Annotated in this window: 14 protein-coding genes; 8 read left to right on the forward strand and 6 right to left on the reverse strand. The window is 69.7% G+C overall.

Annotated elements, in window-relative coordinates; all coding sequences use genetic code 11:
* Window position 1: 1 nt before the first annotated feature.
* Entirely contained in the window at window positions 2-865 is an 864-nt protein-coding gene (locus tag AB0I15_RS22060; RefSeq protein ID WP_358098328.1) for a sugar phosphate isomerase/epimerase, read from the reverse strand.
* Between the two features lie 162 nt (window positions 866-1,027).
* Between AB0I15_RS22060 and AB0I15_RS22065 the strand changes: the two genes are divergently transcribed.
* Entirely contained in the window at window positions 1,028-1,654 is a 627-nt protein-coding gene (locus tag AB0I15_RS22065) for a helix-turn-helix domain-containing protein (RefSeq protein WP_358098331.1), read from the forward strand.
* A gap of 72 nt (window positions 1,655-1,726) precedes the next feature.
* On the opposite strand, the gene AB0I15_RS22070 is transcribed toward AB0I15_RS22065, so the two are convergent.
* A complete protein-coding gene (locus AB0I15_RS22070) occupies window positions 1,727-3,046 on the reverse strand; it encodes a histidine kinase (RefSeq protein WP_358098334.1) in 1,320 nt (439 codons plus the stop codon).
* Between the two features lie 109 nt (window positions 3,047-3,155).
* On the opposite strand from AB0I15_RS22070, the gene AB0I15_RS22075 reads away from it, so the two are divergent.
* Both AB0I15_RS22075 and AB0I15_RS22080 read left to right on the forward strand, forming a co-directional pair.
* A complete protein-coding gene (locus tag AB0I15_RS22075; RefSeq protein ID WP_358098337.1) occupies window positions 3,156-4,061 on the forward strand; it encodes an ABC transporter ATP-binding protein in 906 nt (301 codons plus the stop codon).
* The gene (locus AB0I15_RS22080; protein ID WP_358098340.1) at window positions 4,058-4,825 is read left to right on the forward strand and encodes a hypothetical protein; all 768 of its coding nucleotides are present in this window, start codon (window positions 4,058-4,060) and stop codon (window positions 4,823-4,825) included. The genes AB0I15_RS22075 and AB0I15_RS22080 overlap by 4 nt, the downstream gene beginning before the upstream one ends.
* A 14-nt stretch (window positions 4,826-4,839) precedes the next feature.
* Here the strand turns inward: AB0I15_RS22080 and AB0I15_RS22085 are convergent, their stop codons facing one another.
* The 3 genes from AB0I15_RS22085 to AB0I15_RS22095 all read right to left on the reverse strand — a co-directional run bounded on the left by AB0I15_RS22085 (window position 4,840) and on the right by AB0I15_RS22095 (window position 8,212).
* Window positions 4,840-5,499: a response regulator transcription factor gene (locus tag AB0I15_RS22085; RefSeq protein ID WP_358098343.1), complete on the reverse strand. Its 660-nt coding sequence runs from the start codon at window positions 5,497-5,499 to the stop codon at window positions 4,840-4,842.
* Between the two features lie 329 nt (window positions 5,500-5,828).
* Window positions 5,829-7,160 (reverse strand): ricin-type beta-trefoil lectin domain protein, encoded by a 1,332-nt coding sequence (locus tag AB0I15_RS22090; RefSeq protein ID WP_358098438.1) that lies wholly within the window; start codon window positions 7,158-7,160, stop codon window positions 5,829-5,831.
* A 362-nt stretch (window positions 7,161-7,522) separates the two neighbouring features.
* Window positions 7,523-8,212 (reverse strand): FCD domain-containing protein, encoded by a 690-nt coding sequence (locus AB0I15_RS22095; RefSeq protein ID WP_358098346.1) that lies wholly within the window; start codon window positions 8,210-8,212, stop codon window positions 7,523-7,525.
* 247 nt (window positions 8,213-8,459) lie between these two features.
* Here AB0I15_RS22095 and AB0I15_RS22100 point away from each other — a divergent pair, with 247 nt between their 5' ends.
* The 4 genes from AB0I15_RS22100 to AB0I15_RS22115 all read left to right on the forward strand — a co-directional run bounded on the left by AB0I15_RS22100 (window position 8,460) and on the right by AB0I15_RS22115 (window position 12,714).
* Window positions 8,460-9,707, forward strand: coding sequence for an extracellular solute-binding protein (locus tag AB0I15_RS22100; RefSeq protein ID WP_358098348.1), 1,248 nt, complete (start codon window positions 8,460-8,462; stop codon window positions 9,705-9,707).
* A gap of 70 nt (window positions 9,708-9,777) precedes the next feature.
* A complete protein-coding gene (locus tag AB0I15_RS22105) occupies window positions 9,778-10,710 on the forward strand; it encodes a sugar ABC transporter permease (protein WP_358098351.1) in 933 nt (310 codons plus the stop codon).
* Window positions 10,710-11,537: a carbohydrate ABC transporter permease gene (locus AB0I15_RS22110; protein WP_358098353.1), complete on the forward strand. Its 828-nt coding sequence runs from the start codon at window positions 10,710-10,712 to the stop codon at window positions 11,535-11,537. The genes AB0I15_RS22105 and AB0I15_RS22110 overlap by 1 nt, the downstream gene beginning before the upstream one ends.
* 25 nt (window positions 11,538-11,562) lie before the next feature.
* Window positions 11,563-12,714: a mandelate racemase/muconate lactonizing enzyme family protein gene (locus AB0I15_RS22115; protein WP_358098356.1), complete on the forward strand. Its 1,152-nt coding sequence runs from the start codon at window positions 11,563-11,565 to the stop codon at window positions 12,712-12,714.
* A gap of 43 nt (window positions 12,715-12,757) precedes the next feature.
* Here AB0I15_RS22115 and AB0I15_RS22120 read toward each other — a convergent pair whose 3' ends face one another.
* Window positions 12,758-13,495: a FadR/GntR family transcriptional regulator gene (locus tag AB0I15_RS22120; RefSeq protein WP_358098359.1), complete on the reverse strand. Its 738-nt coding sequence runs from the start codon at window positions 13,493-13,495 to the stop codon at window positions 12,758-12,760.
* Window positions 13,496-13,810: 315 nt separating this feature from the next.
* Here AB0I15_RS22120 and AB0I15_RS22125 point away from each other — a divergent pair, with 315 nt between their 5' ends.
* A complete protein-coding gene (locus tag AB0I15_RS22125; RefSeq protein WP_358098362.1) occupies window positions 13,811-16,168 on the forward strand; it encodes a ricin-type beta-trefoil lectin domain protein in 2,358 nt (785 codons plus the stop codon).
* Window positions 16,169-16,265: the final 97 nt, after the last annotated feature.

Below are 16,265 nucleotides of genomic sequence, written 5' to 3' on the forward strand. Positions count from 1 at the left end.
GTCATTCCTTTCCCAGGTGGGTGAGCGTCCATTGACGGGACAGGGCGGCGCTGTCCTTGGGGGTGCCGTGGTCGGGCACGTCGACCTCGATCACCAGCCAGCCCGCGAAGTCCTCGGGCAGGGCCGCGAGCGCCGCCTTGAGATCGACGTCGCCCTGACCGGGCTCGGTCCACAGGTGCCGCGCGAAGGTGGCCTCCCAGTAGTCGCCTCCTTCGGCTGCGACGGCGGTGTGGACGTCCTTGATGTGCGCGGCGCCGACCCGGTCCCGGTAGCGGGCGATCAGGGCGGCCGGGTCGGCGCCGGCCCAGTGCAGGTGCCCTGTGTCGGGGCCGAACGCCAGCAGGTCCGGCGCGATCGCGTCCAGGACCGCGCGGGTCTCCGTCTCGGTCTCTATCCAGGTGCCAACGTGCGGATGCAGGCAGGGGCGTAGGCCCTCGGCGGTGATGACCTCGCAGGTACGGGCGAGGTTGTCGATGACGGTGTCCAGCCGCTCCGGGTCGTACGCGGCGCCCACGGCCGGGGTGGCGAGCCGTTCGGCCGCCAGGGCGGAGGCGATGAAGACCTCGGTCATGCCGAGCTCGGCCTGGGCGCCCGCGTGCCGCCGGGCGCGTTCGAGCAGGGCGGGCATCGCCTCGGAATCGTCGTAGGCGCCGTGGAAGTAGCCGGGTGCCGGGGCGAGGCCGTACTCCCGGAGGAGGGCCCGGTATCCCGCCGGGGTCAGTCCTTCGGGAAGGTCGGCCTGTACGGCGGTGAAGCCGGTCTCGGCGACCTCGGCGAAGGCGGTGCGCAGAGCGGCCACCTCCAGCGTGAAACCGGACGGGCCGAACAGCCACGGCAGCGGGTTGATGCCGATGAGAGATCGCATGGAGGGAGCCGTTTCTCTGAACAGACAGGCGGATGCTACGGCTGACCTGCGGTAACAGCCGCCTCAAGCCAAAAGTGATCGGTTGTTTACGTTTCGGCAAACGTAAACGCCTGATAACCTTTTGCGCAAGAGGGCGTCGGAGAATTCCTCGGGAGGCTGACCGTGGCGAACGCCGGAGAAAGTCCGCGCGGGCCGTACCGGACCGGCATCAGAAGGCGCGAGCAGATCGTCGCCGCCGCCGCCAGGGCCTTCGGCATGCACGGCTATGACGGGGCCTCCATGCGGCAGATCGCCGCGGACGTGGGCGTCTCACCCGCCGCGCTGCTCCGTCACTTCCAGGACAAGGAAGACCTGCTCGCCGCCGTCCTGGAATGGTGGGCGAGTGAGACCGCCGCGCTCGGCGCGGGAGAACGGACCGGGCTGCAGGGCTTCAACGATCTGCGGGCGTACATGACCTACCACGTCGAGCATCGCGGCCTGCTGGAGCTGTTCATCCGCCTCACGGGCGAGGCCTCCAACGAGAAGCACCCGGCCCGGGCCTTCATCCAGCAACGGTACGGGAAAGTCGTCGACACGCTCGCCGAGCGGCTGGTCGACGTGGCGCGAACGGGCGAGATCCCGCCCATCACTCTGGTTCAGGCCGAATCGGAGATCCGCGCCCTGTGCGCCACCATGGACGGGCTGGAGATCCAGTGGCTCCTCGACCCCACCGTTGACCTCGTCGGCCTGTTCGACCAGTACCTCGACCACACCCTGGATCGCTGGAGGCAGGGGAGGTACGCCAGGTGAGCGACGCATACGCGCTTCGAGCGGCGACCGCGCCGTACAGGCCGAAGCCGCGCGCCACCTCGCCCTGCCGCATTACAACGTTCCGCCCCGGAGCAGGAACACCGCGAGGAGGACGATGCCCAGGACGATGGGCGCCCAGAACGTGGTGACCAGGCCGCGGCGCAGCGTTTGACGCGCCCCGGCCAGAGCCGACTCCGGGGGAGTGGCCGGCGACGGCGAGACGGCCTGCCGAGCGTTCACGGGCAGACGGGCGGTCAGCGTGAACCCGTCGCCGTCGGAACCCGCGCGCAACGTGCCGCCGGCCAGGCGGACGCGTTCGTCCAGGCCGACCAGCCCGTATCCGGATCCGGCCGGGTCGGCTGGCCTCTGCCGCGGGCCGTGCACCCTCCCGTTGGCGACGGTCACCTCCAGCACCTCCCCGGTACGGCGCAAGCTCACGCGGACCCCAGACCCGGGGGCGTGCTTGGTCGCGTTGGTCAGCCCCTCCTGCACGACGCGGATGGCGGCCCGGGCGGCCGGGTCAGGCAGCCCGGCCTCCGCCTCGTCGTCGGCCTCCAGGCGCACGTCCACGCCGGAGGCCACGGCCCGCTCCACCAGTGCAGCCACGGAACCGCCGAGCGGGTCGACCAGGGCGTGCTCATCGTGCTGACGCAGCATCCGGATGATCTGCCGCAGCCGGTCGGTGGCCGTGGCGGCGGACTCACGCAGCTCGGCAGCCGCCTGCCGCAACGCCGGGGCGGTGCCGGCGGCGACCTGCACGGCGCCGGCGCGCACGGCCAGGAGGCTGAGCTCATGGCCCAGGGAGTCGTGCATGTCCGCGGCGATGCGGGTCCGCTCGCGCAGCCGTTCCCGCCTGGCAGCCCGTACGTGCTCACGCTCGAGGCGGGCGGCGAGCTCGAACCCGGCGGTGGCCAGGTCGGCCTGCAGCCGCAGGTACTGGCCCACCGCCCACGGGACCACGACCATGAGCAGCAGAGTCGAGGCGGCGGAGAACCAGTCCACGCCGGTCTCGTGCCGGGGCGCGAGAACCAGCGCGACGGCGGCGATCGCGACCAGTACGGCGACCTGCGTCCCGGCCCTACGGCCGGCGGTGCGCCGCCCCAGCAAGAAGGCGAACAGGATGACGGCCAGCATGAGCTGCGACACGTAGACGTCCCCGGCGACGACCGTGCCCAGCACCAGGGGCAGCGCGGCGGCCAGGAGCGGCAGCCTGCGCCAGGTCGCCGCGGCGACGCACAGGAGCACGGCACCGGACACCCGCAGGGTCGCCATGCCGATCCAGGCACGCTCGGGCAGCGGGTCGTCCGACAGCCACAGCGACGCGACGGCCAAGACCCCCAGCAGCAGATCCATGCCGACCTGGCGACCACGCGACGACGTCAGAACGTTCACGCGTTCACGTTACGGGCAGGCTCCCTTACGAACCCCTGACGAAAGTCAGGGGTGGCCCCTGCCGATGGACTCATTCGTACGGGCGAGACCGATCCGTAGCGTCCACCGCATGATCCGCTTGACCGAACTGACCAAACGCTACGGCCCCACGACGGCCGTGGACGGCTTGACCCTCGAGCTGCGGCCGGGCCACGTGACCGGGTTCCTCGGTCCGAACGGCGCCGGCAAGTCCACCACGATGCGCGTGATCCTGGGCCTGGACGCCCCCACCAGCGGCACCACCTTGATCGACGGCAAACCGTATGCCCGGCTGAGCCACCCACTGCGCACGATCGGCGCCCTGCTGGACGCCAAGGCCGTGCATCCAGGCCGCACCGGCCGCGACCACCTGCGCGTGCTGGCCCGCTCCCAGCGCATCCCCGCCGCCCGGGTGGCGAAGGTCCTGGAGCTGGTCGGCATGACGACCGCCGCGGACCGGCGGGCGGGCACGTACTCCCTGGGCATGAGCCAGCGACTGGGCATCGCGGCCGCGCTGCTCGGCGACCCCCAGGTCCTCATGCTCGACGAGCCCGTCAACGGCCTGGATCCCGACGGGGTGCGATGGATCCGCACCCTGCTGCGGTCGCTGGCCGCCGAGGGCCGCACCGTGTTCATCTCGTCGCACCTGATGAGCGAGATGGAACAGACCGCCGACCGCGTGGTCGTGATGGGCCGCGGCCGCCTGATCGCCGACGCGTCCATGGCCGACCTTCTCGCAGCCGCCGAGACGGGCAGCCGCGTACGCGGTCCCGCTCTGCGGCCTCTCGCCCACGCCTTCGCGGGCGCCCGGCTCGACGACGACGGCGCCCTCCTCGTCCCCGGAGCGCCGCCGCGGGAGGTAGGGGCCAGAGCTTTCGCGCTCGGGCTCGAGATCCACGGCCTCGAGGCCATCGGGTCCTCCCTGGAGGACACCTACATGCGGTTGACCGACGACGAGGTCCAGTTCCCCGCTGCCGCGAAGGAGATCGGCCAATGACCGCGACCGCCGCACCCGCACGCCCCGTACGCGACCATCGCCGGCCGCTCGGCCTGCGCGACGCCGTCGCCGCCGAGCTGATCAAGTTGTTCACCGTGCGGTCCACCTGGTGGTTCGCGGGCGGCCTGCAAGCCCTTCTGCTCCTCATGGCCGTCCTGGACGACGGCGGCCCGACGTCGGCGCGGTCCCTGACGGTGGGGCTGACGGCGGTGAGCTATTTCGGGCAGTACATCGTGGCCGCGTTCGGCCTCCTGGTGATCACGAGTGAGCTGGCCACCCGGTCCATCACGGTCACGTTCGCCGCCACTCCGTCCCGCGGCCGGGTGATGGTCGCCAAGGCCGTCGTCACCGGCATCGCGGGTCTGGTGCTCGGCGGGGTCGCCACCGCCCTCGGCGTCGGCACGGCCGCGGCCCGCCACGGCGAGTTGCCCCGCGTCCTCGGGGACGCGGCCGAGCAGGTGGCCGCCACCGGGGTCTACCTCGGCCTGCTGGCCGTCGTGTCCCTGGGCGTCGGAGCCCTGGTACGTCGCTCCGCCGGTGCGCTCACCTGCATGGTCCTGCTGCTGTTGGTCGTGCCAGAGGTGCTGCACCTGGCCGCCGAGCGACTCGACGAGCCGCTCCTGGACACGTTCGCCGGCTGGACCCCGGCACAAGCCGGCTGGCAGCTGATGAGCGGCCGGTGGGAGTACGTCCTGGTCCTGGTGGCGTGGGCGGTCGCGGCAGTGGCCGCGGGCATCGGGGTGTTGCGTAGCCGCGACGCCTGACCCTTCGACGACGCTCAGTCGTCCTCGGTGACGATGCCCGCATCGTGCGCGACGACGGCGGCCTGCACGCGATTGCGTACGCCCAGGCGCGTCATCAGCGCCGAGACGTGCGCCTTGACGGTGCCCTCCACCAGGAAGAGGCGGCGCCCGATCTCGGCATTGCTCAGCCCCGCACCGAGCAGCGCCAGCACGTCCCGCTCCCGCGGGGTCAGCACCGCGACCTGCGCACGGGCGGCCTGCCGGCGCGCCATCAGCTCACCGGAAAGCTGGGCGATGACCTGGCGGGCGACCCGCGGCGACAGGAACGCCGCCCCCTCGTGCGCCGCGCGCACCGCTGCCATCAGTTCGTACGGGTCGCCGGACTTGAGCAGGAACCCCGACACCCCCGCCTCCAGGGCGGCGGCCACGTACTCGTCCTCACCGAAGGTCGTCAGCATCACCACCTCCGTCTCCGGCACCACCCGCCGCAGCTCCGCCGCGGCGCTCAACCCGTCCAGGACCGGCATGCGGATGTCCAGCAGGATGACGTCCGGCCGGTACGCGCGGGTCTGCTCGACGGCCTGGTGGCCGTCCGCGGCCTCCGCGACCACCTCCACGTCCGGGGCCGCGCTCAGGATCGCGCGCACCCCGGCACGGATCATCGCCTCGTCGTCGGCCAGCAGCACCCGGATCACAGCGCCCACCGTACTCCGCGCGCGCTGTCAGGCGCGCCGAGATCAGGCCGGTGGAACCGAGGCAGCGCACCTGACATGCCTTGACCGCAGAATCGCGCCGAGCTGAACGGCGGCGATGCCGAACCCCGAAGCCGCGCGGCGCCTGGGAGGTCAGCCGCAGGCCGGCCGTACTCATCACGCCGGCTCCCGCCCCGGCACGTTCCGGCCGATCCTGCGCGGCTCCGCACATGGGCGGCGTGACCTCACCCGGCGGTGTCGGGCTCGTGAGCGTCGCCGGGGCGATGGTGCGCCCCGGCGACGGTGCGTCGTCAGCCGCCGACGGTCAGCGGTCAGGTGCGGGTCCAGCGCTGGTTGCCGCCGCCATGGCAGGTCCAGATCTGCACCCTGGTGCCGTTGCCGGTGCCGTTGCCGGACACGTCCAGGCACTTGTTCGCCCCCACCGCCGTGATGGTGCCGTCGGTGTTGAGGCGCCACTTCTGGTTGTTCTGCCCGTTACAGTCCCAGATGATCACCGTGGTGCCGTCCGCCGTTCCGGCCCCGTTCACGTCCAGGCATTTGCCGCCGTAGACCCGCAGTTCACCGGCGTTGGTGGCGGTCCACTGCTGACCGGCCTGCCCGCCGCCGCAGTCCCAGATCTGCGTCTGCGCACCGTTGGCCTGCGAGCCGCCGCTGACGTTCAGGCACCGGCCCGACCCCACGCCCCGCAGCCCGCCCGCCGGGGGCTCTGGGTTGCCGCCGCCGAACTGTGTGAAGAAGTCCCACACCACTGGCCTGGTCCAGGAGTTCTCGCCGGGTTCGAAGTCGCCGGGTCTTCCGTCCACGGGACCGGGGGTGTGGCCCGCGTCGAACGCCGCCCAGGCGACCGGATACCCGGTCCGGCATCCCGAGTAGTGGGTGACGATGTGGGTCAGGCTGCCCTGTGCGGGCTCCGGCGGGTTCTGGGGCGTGCAGCCGTTGTTCCTGACGAACCTGTCACGCAGCGACCGGCCCGCGGAGATGTTGAGCACCGGGTCCCTGAGGCCGTGCAGTCCGATGTACGCGACGGGCTCCGTGCCGCCGCTACACCCGCTGAGCTGCCCGCCGGCGTAGACCGCGACTGCGCGGAAGACCGTCGCCCGGGCGCACGCCAGCGCATAGCTCATGCCGCCGCCGTAGCTGAAGCCGAGAGCGAAGCGCTGGGAGGTTTCCACACATAGGTCCGCCTCGATTCGCCGGATCATGTCGTCGACGAAGGTGACGTCCTCACCGCCGGAGTTGGCCCAGCCGTTGTTGAGGCCCTGAGGGGCGACGAAGATCGCGGTGTTGTTCGCCAGTGCCCTGAGCCCGTAGTAGGACCAGGGATATCCACTGGTTCCGCCCGAGTCGACGTCGTTGGCGGTGCCGCCGTTCCAGTGGAACCCGAAGATCAATCGGTAGGTGGTGGTGTTCTGGTAATTGTCGGGAATTCGCAGAATGAAGCCGCGATTTTTCCCGCTGCTCGTGATCGATTGTGCCCCGCTTCTCAGCGTCGGGGCCTTTCCGCATCCCGCGGTCGGCCCGAGGGCGCTCTCTTTCGCGGCCGACGTGGTCGCGCTGTCGCCCAGTGCCGTCTGCGCCGTGGCCAGGACGACGAGCAGCGCCGTGAATGCGATAGCGGTGCAGAGGGATTTAAGCCTCGACATCACGCGAATTCCTTTGCCGTTGACTCAGTGAATTACCGGATCGACGCGGCGCGCCGCGTTCTGGCGATCGGACAATCGCCGGTCCGGCGCGCGTCGGCCGGCCGGTTGAATCGTGAGTGTTAGCGCTAACTCTTGCGCCGCCGAAAGCGGATCCCCTTTCTTCCGGGCGGCGGTGCAGCGGAGCAAATATGATCGTGACAAGACCTGTCAAGGTCCGGCTCTGCCGGGGCCGGCGGCCCTTCGCCCGAGCCGGCCCGTCGCTCCCGCGTCTCACCAGCCGAAAGCATCGGGCGCGCTACCGACGGGCCGCGATGAAACTTTCACCGTCCCCCGGGGGCCGGACCCGTGGAACGTTCACGGCGCTAACGCCGCAGCCGGACGGGATCGGCCGTTCCGCTGCGGCGCACGATCCAGGCTTCGGTGATGTGGTTGAACATCGCCTCGGCGGCGCCCTCGGGATCGTGGGCGGCGATGCGCTCGTAGATGCGGCGATGGCCGAGGTTGGAGGCCACGCACAGGGCCCGTTCGGTCCGGCCCAGGTATCGGGCGGTGTTGACGACCTGGCCCTCCAGCGATCGTACGACGCCGCGAGCGATGCGGTTGCCCGACACCTGCATGATCGTGTCGTGGAAGGCGCGGTCGCTTTCCGCGTACGTGACCGGGTCGTCCACCAGTTCGTCCATCCGATCCACCAGCGCGCGCAGTCGCTCGTGGGTGTCGGGCCCGGCCAGGCGGGCGGCGACGTTCGCCATGTCGGACTCCAGCACGCGCCGCGTGACGACGAGGTCGTCGAGAATCGCCAGACTCTCGTCCACGGCGATGGTCGCGGTGAGGACGAGTTCGTCGAGCATGTCCCACGTCGCCGGCGGGGTCACCGTGGTGCCAGAGCCCTGGCGGACCTGAACCAGCCCCTTCTCCTGCAGGATCTTCACTGCCTCCCGCACGACGGTGCGGCTCACGGAGAAGGCCTCGCACAGCGCGGGCTCGGGAGGCAACGGCGTTCCCGGCGGGTGCACACCGCGAACGATGCGCTCCACCAACTCGGCGGTCACCGCTCTGGCGAGACTCGCCGGGCGTCGTACCCAGGCCGGTGCCGCCGGGACACTACCGGTCGTTCCTTGCGATGCCGTCATATCGCCTCCGGTGGCCTGGCAAGTGCCAGCGTCACCGCGTCAGTATACGGGGACCCTCTTGCCGTCAAACGTCATACGAATTACGTTTACCCGCAGTCGGCCGGATCCGGCGGCCGCTCCCGGAAAGCGGGCAGCAATGAAGCAGCGAGCGTTATGGTCGGCCTTGATGGCCGCGGCACTGGCCGTGGCCGGCTGCGGGAGCGCGACCCGGACGGAGTCCCCGTCCGGAGACCCGCAGCAGAAACAGCGCAAGCTCGTGGTCTGGGACTGGAAGTCCGGGGAACCGGCCGCCGCCGCCTACATCGAGAAGGCGAAGGCGGACTTCGCCAGGCGGCATCCGGAAGTCACCGTCGAGTTCGTCGCCCAGCCGTTCGACCAGTACTACACCCTGCTCGGCACGGCGATGCAGTCCAGCAAGGGGCCCGACGTCATGCTCTTCAACGGGGGCGGGCAACTCCGCGACCGGGTCGGCTCGCTCCTCCCGCTGGACCAGTACGTGGCCATGGACAAGAGCCGGCTGGCGGGCTGGGACGCCTTCAGCAAGGACGGCAAGGTCTACGCCGCACCGGTGACCCTCCAGGGGCACCCGATCTACTACAACAAGACGCTCTACGAGAAGGCCGGCCTCGACCCGGCCGCTCCGCCCAAGACCTGGAACGAGTTCGTCAGCGGCTGCGCCGCCATCAAGAAGGCGACCGAGGCCACGTGCTTCGCCCTCGGCAACAAGGAAGGCTTCGGAATCCAGTTCTTCCTGTCGGGCCTCGGCTCCGGTGTCCTCACCCCCCGGGAGTACGACGCCTGGATCGCCGGGAAGCGCGACTGGACCTCTCCTCACGTGAAGCGGATCTTCGAGCTGTGGAAGGAGGTCAACGACAAAGGGCTGAACAACGACGGCGCCAACTCCACCGCGATGTTCACCGACATCTTCAGAGTCTTCGAGACCGGTAAGGCCGCGCACATCATCGGGCTGATGTCGGACATCGGGCACTGGAATGATTTCGGAGAGTTCCTGCCGCCCGACAAGATCGGCGTCATGCAGGCTCCCGTCGTCACCGACGAAGCCGGCCCGAGCCTTCCGTACGACGGCGGCATCGGCTACGCGGTCGCCAAGTGGACGAAGGATCCCGGACTGGCCGCCGACCTGGTGCGCGCCCTGACCTCGAAGGACGCCTTGACGGCGTTCTACGCCGACGCGGGCGCGATCGCGTCCGACACGACGATCGATGTCTCGCAGGCCGGCCCGGCCGCCGCCACGATCGCCTCCGGGATCAAGACCGGCAAGCCCGCCCTGCACGTGGCGCTGTCTTCCAAGACCCTGGACGTGATGGGAAGACTGTCTCAGCAGCTCCTGAGCGGATCGACCACGGTGGACAAGGCTGTGGAGCAGTTGGCCGCCTCCGACCGGACGGGCTGACCGGGTGCCGATCGGAGGCCCGTCGCCGTTGGCCCGCCCGGCCGGCTCAGGGCGAGCCCGCGGAGCGAGCGTGAACCAGCGGGGACACCAGCGGGGACACCACCTGGGTACCCGTCCGGCAGCCGGGCCGACCTCCCGCAAGGCGCGCGCCGAGCGCTTCGCGCCCTACGTCCTGGTGGCCCCGGCCGTTCTGGTCATCGTGGTGCTACGGCTGTGGCCGTTGGCCCTGGGGGTCAACTTCTCGTTCACAGGTGACGGCGAGCTCAACGGGACCCCCGTCGGGCTGGGCAACTACCTGGAGCTGGCCGGCGACCCGCTGTTCCACACCGCGCTGCGCAACGTCGGGCTGCTGGTGTTGCTGCTTCCCCTGGCGGTGGCGATTCCGGGTCTGCTCGCGACCTTCATCTATCTGCGCGTGCCGGGACACCGGGTCTACCGCAGCGTCTACTTCTTCCCGGCCGTGCTCTCACCGGTGATCGTCGGCGCGATCTTCAATCTCATGCTCGGGTACGACGGCCCGTTGAACTCCGTCCTCGCGGCGATGGGCGCCGGCCCCGTCGACTGGCTCGGCGATCCGGGCATCGCCATGTTCACGGTCGTCGGCGTGCACATCTGGGCGACGTTCGGCATGGCCCTGGTGGTGTTCCTCGCGGGATTCAGCACCATGGACGCCTCATTGCTGGACGCCGCCCGCGTGGACGGCGCGTCGCTCCGCCAGATCATCTGGCACGTGATCATCCCAAGCCTGACCCGCACCATTCAGTTCGTCTTCGTGACGACGATGATCGGAATGCTGACCTCCATGTTCGGCCTGCTCTTCGTCATGACCAGCGGCGGCCCGGAGGGGACCACTTACCTGCCGGAGTACTACATCTGGCACCAGCAGGGACAGATGAACCGCCCGGCGCTCGCCTCGGCCGCCTCGTCGGTTCTCTTCGTCGTCATGCTCGTGGTGGGGCTCCTGCAGATCACCCTGCTCCGCCGCACGGGGAGGCAGGACTGATGCCCGGGACACGTCTGGCCAGGTGGGCGGCCGCCGTTCCGATGGCCGTTCTCGCGCTGGCGACGATCTATCCTCTCGTGTTCACCGCCAACGTCGCGATGAAGACCCGTCGTGACTACATCCTCGACCGGTTCTCCCCGGCGGGTTCCCTGCGATGGGACAACCTCGCTGAGGCGTGGGCCGGCGCCGGAATGGCGCGCTACTTCGTCAACTCGTTCATCGTCGTGGCGTGCGCCGTGGCCCTGCTGCTGCTGTTGGGGTCGATGGCGGGCTTCGCGCTGGCTCAGCTTCGGTTCCGCGGTTCCTCGGTGATCTTCCTGGGCTGTCTCGCGGGGCTGTTCATCCCCTTCCAGGTGATCATGGTGCCGCTCACCAGGGTCATGGCCGACAGCGGGCTCATCGACACCTATCCGGGACTGATCCTGGCCTACATCGCCCAGTTCCTCCCGTTCACCGTCTTCCTGATGACGAGTCACTACAGGACCATTCCGGCGGAGATCGTCGACGCGGCCAGGATCGACGGCAACACGGTGTACGGCGTGTACCGGCGGATCATGCTCCCCCTGGGCGTTCCGGCGCTGGTGTCGGTCGGCATTCTCGACGCGTTGTTCTGCTGGAACGACGTGCTCATCGCCCTGCTCATGATGCCGTCGCCGGAGCATCGCACGCTCATGATCGGGGTCAACGCGTTGCGCGGGCAGTATTCCGACGACATCCCCACCTTCGCCTCGGGGGTCCTCATCGCCGCGGTCCCCGTACTGATGATCTATCTGTTCCTCCAGCGCCAGATCGCCGACGGCGTCACCGCCGGTTCCACGAAGGGCTGACATGCGGATCACGGGATATCGCACCATGACGACGGTGCAGGAATGGGGCCGTCCCGTCGGTGACGCCAACGGCGTCTTCGCCGACGGGGCCGTCCCGGTGCCGCTCGTCCTGGTGGACACCGACGAGGGGATCACCGGCATCGGCCTCGGGACGCACGTGGAGATCGAGGCTGTCTTCGCCGCGATCGAGGGCGAGGATCCACGGGGCGTGACGGCGCTCTACGACCGCATGCTGCGGCAGACCTTCAAGGCGGGCCACGCCGGCGCCGTGTTCGGCACGATCGGCGCACTCGACACCGCCCTGTGGGACATCAAGGCACAGGCGGCCGGCGAACCACTCTGGCGGCTGCTCGGCGGACGCGACCGGCGGGTGCCGGCCTACGCGTCGGGCCTCGACATCGGCCTGAGCGACGACGAACTCGTCTCGGTCTACCAGGTCTACGCCCAGCACGGTCTGCGCGCGGCCAAGATCAAGGGTGGCCTCGACATCGAACGCGACCGGCACCGCCTGACCCTGGTACGGGATGTCCTGACCGAGGCAGGGCGTGGAGCGCGGCCGGGCCTGATGCTCGACGTGAACGAAGCCTGGACCCGTAAGCAGGCGGTCCGGCACGTCTGCGAGCTCGAACGCACGCTGGATCTCACGTGGATCGAAGAGCCGGTGCGGCGGTGGGACGCCGAAGGACTGGCCGCCGTCGGTCGCGGGATCCGGGCCTCCGTGGCCACGGGGGAGAACCTCACCGGGCTGGAGCAGTTCCGTCCGGTGCTGGCCGCGGGGGCCGTGGACATCGTGCAGACGGCCGTCGTCTGGGGGGTGTCCCACTTCCTCCGGGTGTCCGCGCTGGCGCACGCCCATGACCTGCCGGTCAGCCCGATCGGCGCCACGCCCGTCGCGCTGCTGCACGCCGCGGCGTCGGTGCCGAACCACATGGCCAGCGAGTTGCAGGATCTGCACCCGCCACTCGGACTGTCGCTCGACCTGCACGTCGAGGACGGCGCGTTCATCCTCGGCGACTCGCCGGGTCTCGGCATCACGCTCGACGAGCAGGTGATCAACGGGTTCGTCCACCAGCCCAACGCCAGGGCGGCCGAAGGCCCCCACATCCGGCCGGAGCACGCCGGACGACGGCTGCTCGGGGTCACCGGCCACTCCTCCGCGACGCGGCCCGGGGGATGAGCCGGAGCTTGCGCGGCCGAGCCCGCCGTCACCCGTGCCCGGATCACTGGGACGAGAAGAGGCGCTGCTGGATCTCCCTGCGGTAGTCGTCGAGGGTGTTGTCGATGTGCGTGGCCGCGGCCTGAGCGGCCGCTTCGGGGTCGCCGGCGCGGATGGCCTGGTAGATGGCGTCGTGCTCCTCGACGGCCTTGGCGGCGTGCCCGCCCACTGAGCCGCGCAGCCCGATGATGTTCGACTGTGCCTGCAGCCTCCGGGCCTCCCGTACGGCGACCTGGAGGAACATGTTGTGCGAGGCCGTGGCAACGGCGGTGTGGAAGGCGTTGTCGCCCTCGTTGAACAGTTCCTCGCGTCCGGTATCGAAGCCGTGGCGGCACACGCCGGCCGCTTCTTCGATGGCCCTCAGCTCGGCAGGGGTGGCGCGGTGGGCGGCCAGCCGGCTGGTCTCCATCTCCTGCGCCCGGCGGAACTCGAACAGCATGTAGACGTGGTCGAGGTCGGTCGGGAGAAAGAAGGACCCCCAGCGGCCGGTGCCGAACATCCCCTCGTCGTCGGCCACGTACAGGCCGCGGCCCTTCTGGGCGCGTACCCGGCCGAGCGCGGAGAGTATCTTCACCGCCTCGCGTACCACCGTGCGGCTGGTGCCCAGTTGCCGGGCCAGCTCGTTCTCGGTCGGCATACGGTCACCCGGACGCAGGCCGAGCCGGACGATCAATTCCAGCACCTGCTCGGCGGCCACCTCGTAGCCCGGCCGGTATGCGCTCTCACGCGGGGTGTCGGTCACCGTGCGTCCTCCTCGCCGTTCCCCTGCCTGAGTATGACTGATGAGCCGGCACTCCCCGCCACAACTGCCGCGTGATGAGTACGACACATATGAACGGTTCATCGAGGAAGGGTAGGCAAGGACACGCGTGGTGGCTCATAACACTGCTGGTGAAGGCATCAAGCGACTCACTGTGGCCGGACTCGTGAGGTGCGCATCGCGAAATAAGAAGGCTTAAAGCCTTGACGGGCGTCCATGCTCCCCAGGTAATTAGGAGCAAGGCCGGCGCCCCTACCCCCCAAAGGAACGACTGTGCCATCACCTTCGCCCGTCACGGTGCTGAGACCGACCCTGATCGGCATCGTCACCGCCGCGCTGACCGCGGCGTTCGCCCTCGTCGCCCCCGCCACCCCGGCCCTGGCGGCCACCACGACCCTGTACGCGTCAGTCACCGGCACCGGCACCGCCTGCACCTCCACCCAGCCGTGCTCGCTGCTCGCGGCGCAGACAGCGGTACGTTCGCTGAACGCCGGGATGTCCGGTGACATCGTCGTAGAGCTGGCCGGCGGGGTCTACCGGCTGTCCGCGCCGCTCCGGCTGACCGCCGCCGACTCCGGGAACAACGGCTACTCCGTCAGATGGCAGGCCACCGCGGGGGCCGTCGCGGTCATCAGCGGTGCCCGGGCGGTCACCGGATGGACCGTGGCCGACTCGGGCAAGAACATCTGGCGCGCCAACGTCGGCGCGGGGATCGACACGCGGCAACTGTACGTCGACGGCGCGCTCGCCACCCGGGCACGCACCGCCGTCAACCGGTCCGACTTCACCGCGAGCAGCACCGGAATGAGGTTCACCAGCGGCGCACTGAGCTACCTGAACACCCTCGCCAACCAGAGCCGGGTAGAGATGGAGAGCATCGGCTCCTTCACCGACCGGTACGCGCCGGTGCAGAGCATCAACGGCAACCTCATCACGATGCAGCAGCCCGCCTGGAACAACAACAACTTCGGGTACGACACCTTCACCAGCCCGCACCGGGCGGGGCCGCTCTACCTGACCAACGCCTACGAGTTCCTCGACTCGCCGGGGGAGTGGTACATCAACCCCGCGACCGGCGTGCTCTCCTACATCCCGCTCGCGGGGCAGAACATGGCCAACGTCGGCGTGGAGCTGCCGGTGCTCCAGTCGCTGGTGCACGTGGGGGGAACCTACGACACGCCCGCGCACCACATCACGTTCAGCGAGATCACCTTCACCGGCACGAGCTGGCTCGGCCCCAGCGGCAACCAGGGCTACGTGGACCAGCAGACCGGCGCCTACATGGCCGGCGACTGGAGCCGGCCCGCCTTCACCTCCTGCCACCAGGGCTGCCGGCAGTTCGAGGCGACCCGGCCGAACTGGTACCAGATGCCCGCCGCCGTGCAGGTCTCCGCGGCGAACACCGTCACCTTCACCGACTCGCGCTTCGTCAACCTGGGACAGACGGCCATCGGCATCGGCAACGACGCCAACGCGCACGCCGGCGGCGTCGGCCTGGGCGCCGCCGACATCACGATCACCCGGTCGGAGATCGCCCGTGGCTCGGCGGGCGGCATCGTGGTCGGCGGCGTGCGCGCCGACGCGCACCACCCAAGTGACCAGCGGATGGTCAACCGGAACATCACCGTCAGCGACAACCGCATCCACGACCTGGGATTGGACCACCGGGGCGTCGTCTCGGTCCTGACCACCTACGTCACCAACACCAACGTGTCCCACAACGAGGTCTACAATCTGCCGTACACCGGCATGTCGATCGGGTACGGCTGGGGCGCCAACGAGCCGGGCGGCAGCACCCACTACGCCGACCGCGGCCTGTACGACTTCCAGCCGCGCTACTCCACACCCACCACCGCCTCCGGCAACCGGCTCATCGGCAACTACGTGCACGACGTCATGCAACAGATGACCGACGGCGGCTGCATCTACACGCTGTCGTGGAACCCGGGTGCGGTGATCAGCGACAACCACTGCCTGCGGGCCAACGGCTGGTTCGGCATCTACTTCGACGAGGGCTCCAGGTACTACACCGTCAGGAACAACGTGCTCTCGAACACCGGCACCTGGGCCACCGCCAACTACTGGTACGGCGAGAACATGGGCAACTTCACCGTCACCGGCAACTGGTCGACCAACGGCAGCACCAACGTGACCAACGGCGACCGCGGGAACGTGGTGAACAACAACGTCACCGTCACCAACGGCGCCTGGCCGGCCGGCGCCCAGGCCGTGATCGCGTCCGCCGGGCCCCAGGGCCTGCCTTCGGGGAGCACGAGCGCGTTCAAGGGTGTGGGGTCGGGGCGGTGCCTGGAGGTCGGCGGCGGTTCGCAGGCCGACGGTGCGCAGGCGCAGATCTGGGATTGCCTTGGGCAGGCCAATCAGCAGTGGACGTCGACCGCTTCGGGTGAGCTGCGGGTTTATGGCGGTAAGTGCCTGGATGTGAATGCGGCGGGTACGGCGGACGGTACCGCGGTGATCATCTGGACCTGCAACGGTCAGAACAACCAGAAGTGGCGCCTCAACGCCGACGGCACCATCACCGCCGTCGGCGCGAACAAGTGCCTGGACGTCAGCGGCGCCGGCACCGCCAACGGCACCAAAGCGCACATCTGGACCTGCCACGGCGGAGCCAACCAGAAGTGGACCCGCGCCTGACACCGTCCGTCCGACGACGGGTCTCGTCCTCACCGCGGCCGGAGACGGCACCCCTTCGGCCACGGAACAGAATCCCGGGCGCCTCGCCCTGACCGGA

Source organism: Nonomuraea sp. NPDC050643 (assembly GCF_040654715.1).
Classification (GTDB): Bacteria; Actinomycetota; Actinomycetes; order Streptosporangiales; family Streptosporangiaceae; genus Nonomuraea.

Bases quoted from the DNA above. Each gene is read 5' to 3' on its own strand.
- AB0I15_RS22080 (WP_358098340.1), top strand. From the start codon at position 4,058: ATGACCGCGACCGCCGCACCCGCACGCCCCGTACGCGACCATCGCCGG.
- AB0I15_RS22100 (WP_358098348.1), top strand. From the start codon at position 8,460: ATGGCCGCGGCACTGGCCGTGGCCGGCTGCGGGAGCGCGACCCGGACG.
- AB0I15_RS22060 (WP_358098328.1), bottom strand. From the start codon at position 865: ATGCGATCTCTCATCGGCATCAACCCGCTGCCGTGGCTGTTCGGCCCG.
- AB0I15_RS22075 (WP_358098337.1), top strand. From the start codon at position 3,156: ATGATCCGCTTGACCGAACTGACCAAACGCTACGGCCCCACGACGGCC.
- AB0I15_RS22110 (WP_358098353.1), top strand. From the start codon at position 10,710: ATGCCCGGGACACGTCTGGCCAGGTGGGCGGCCGCCGTTCCGATGGCC.
- AB0I15_RS22115 (WP_358098356.1), top strand. From the start codon at position 11,563: ATGACGACGGTGCAGGAATGGGGCCGTCCCGTCGGTGACGCCAACGGC.
- AB0I15_RS22090 (WP_358098438.1), bottom strand. From the start codon at position 7,160: ATGTCGAGGCTTAAATCCCTCTGCACCGCTATCGCATTCACGGCGCTG.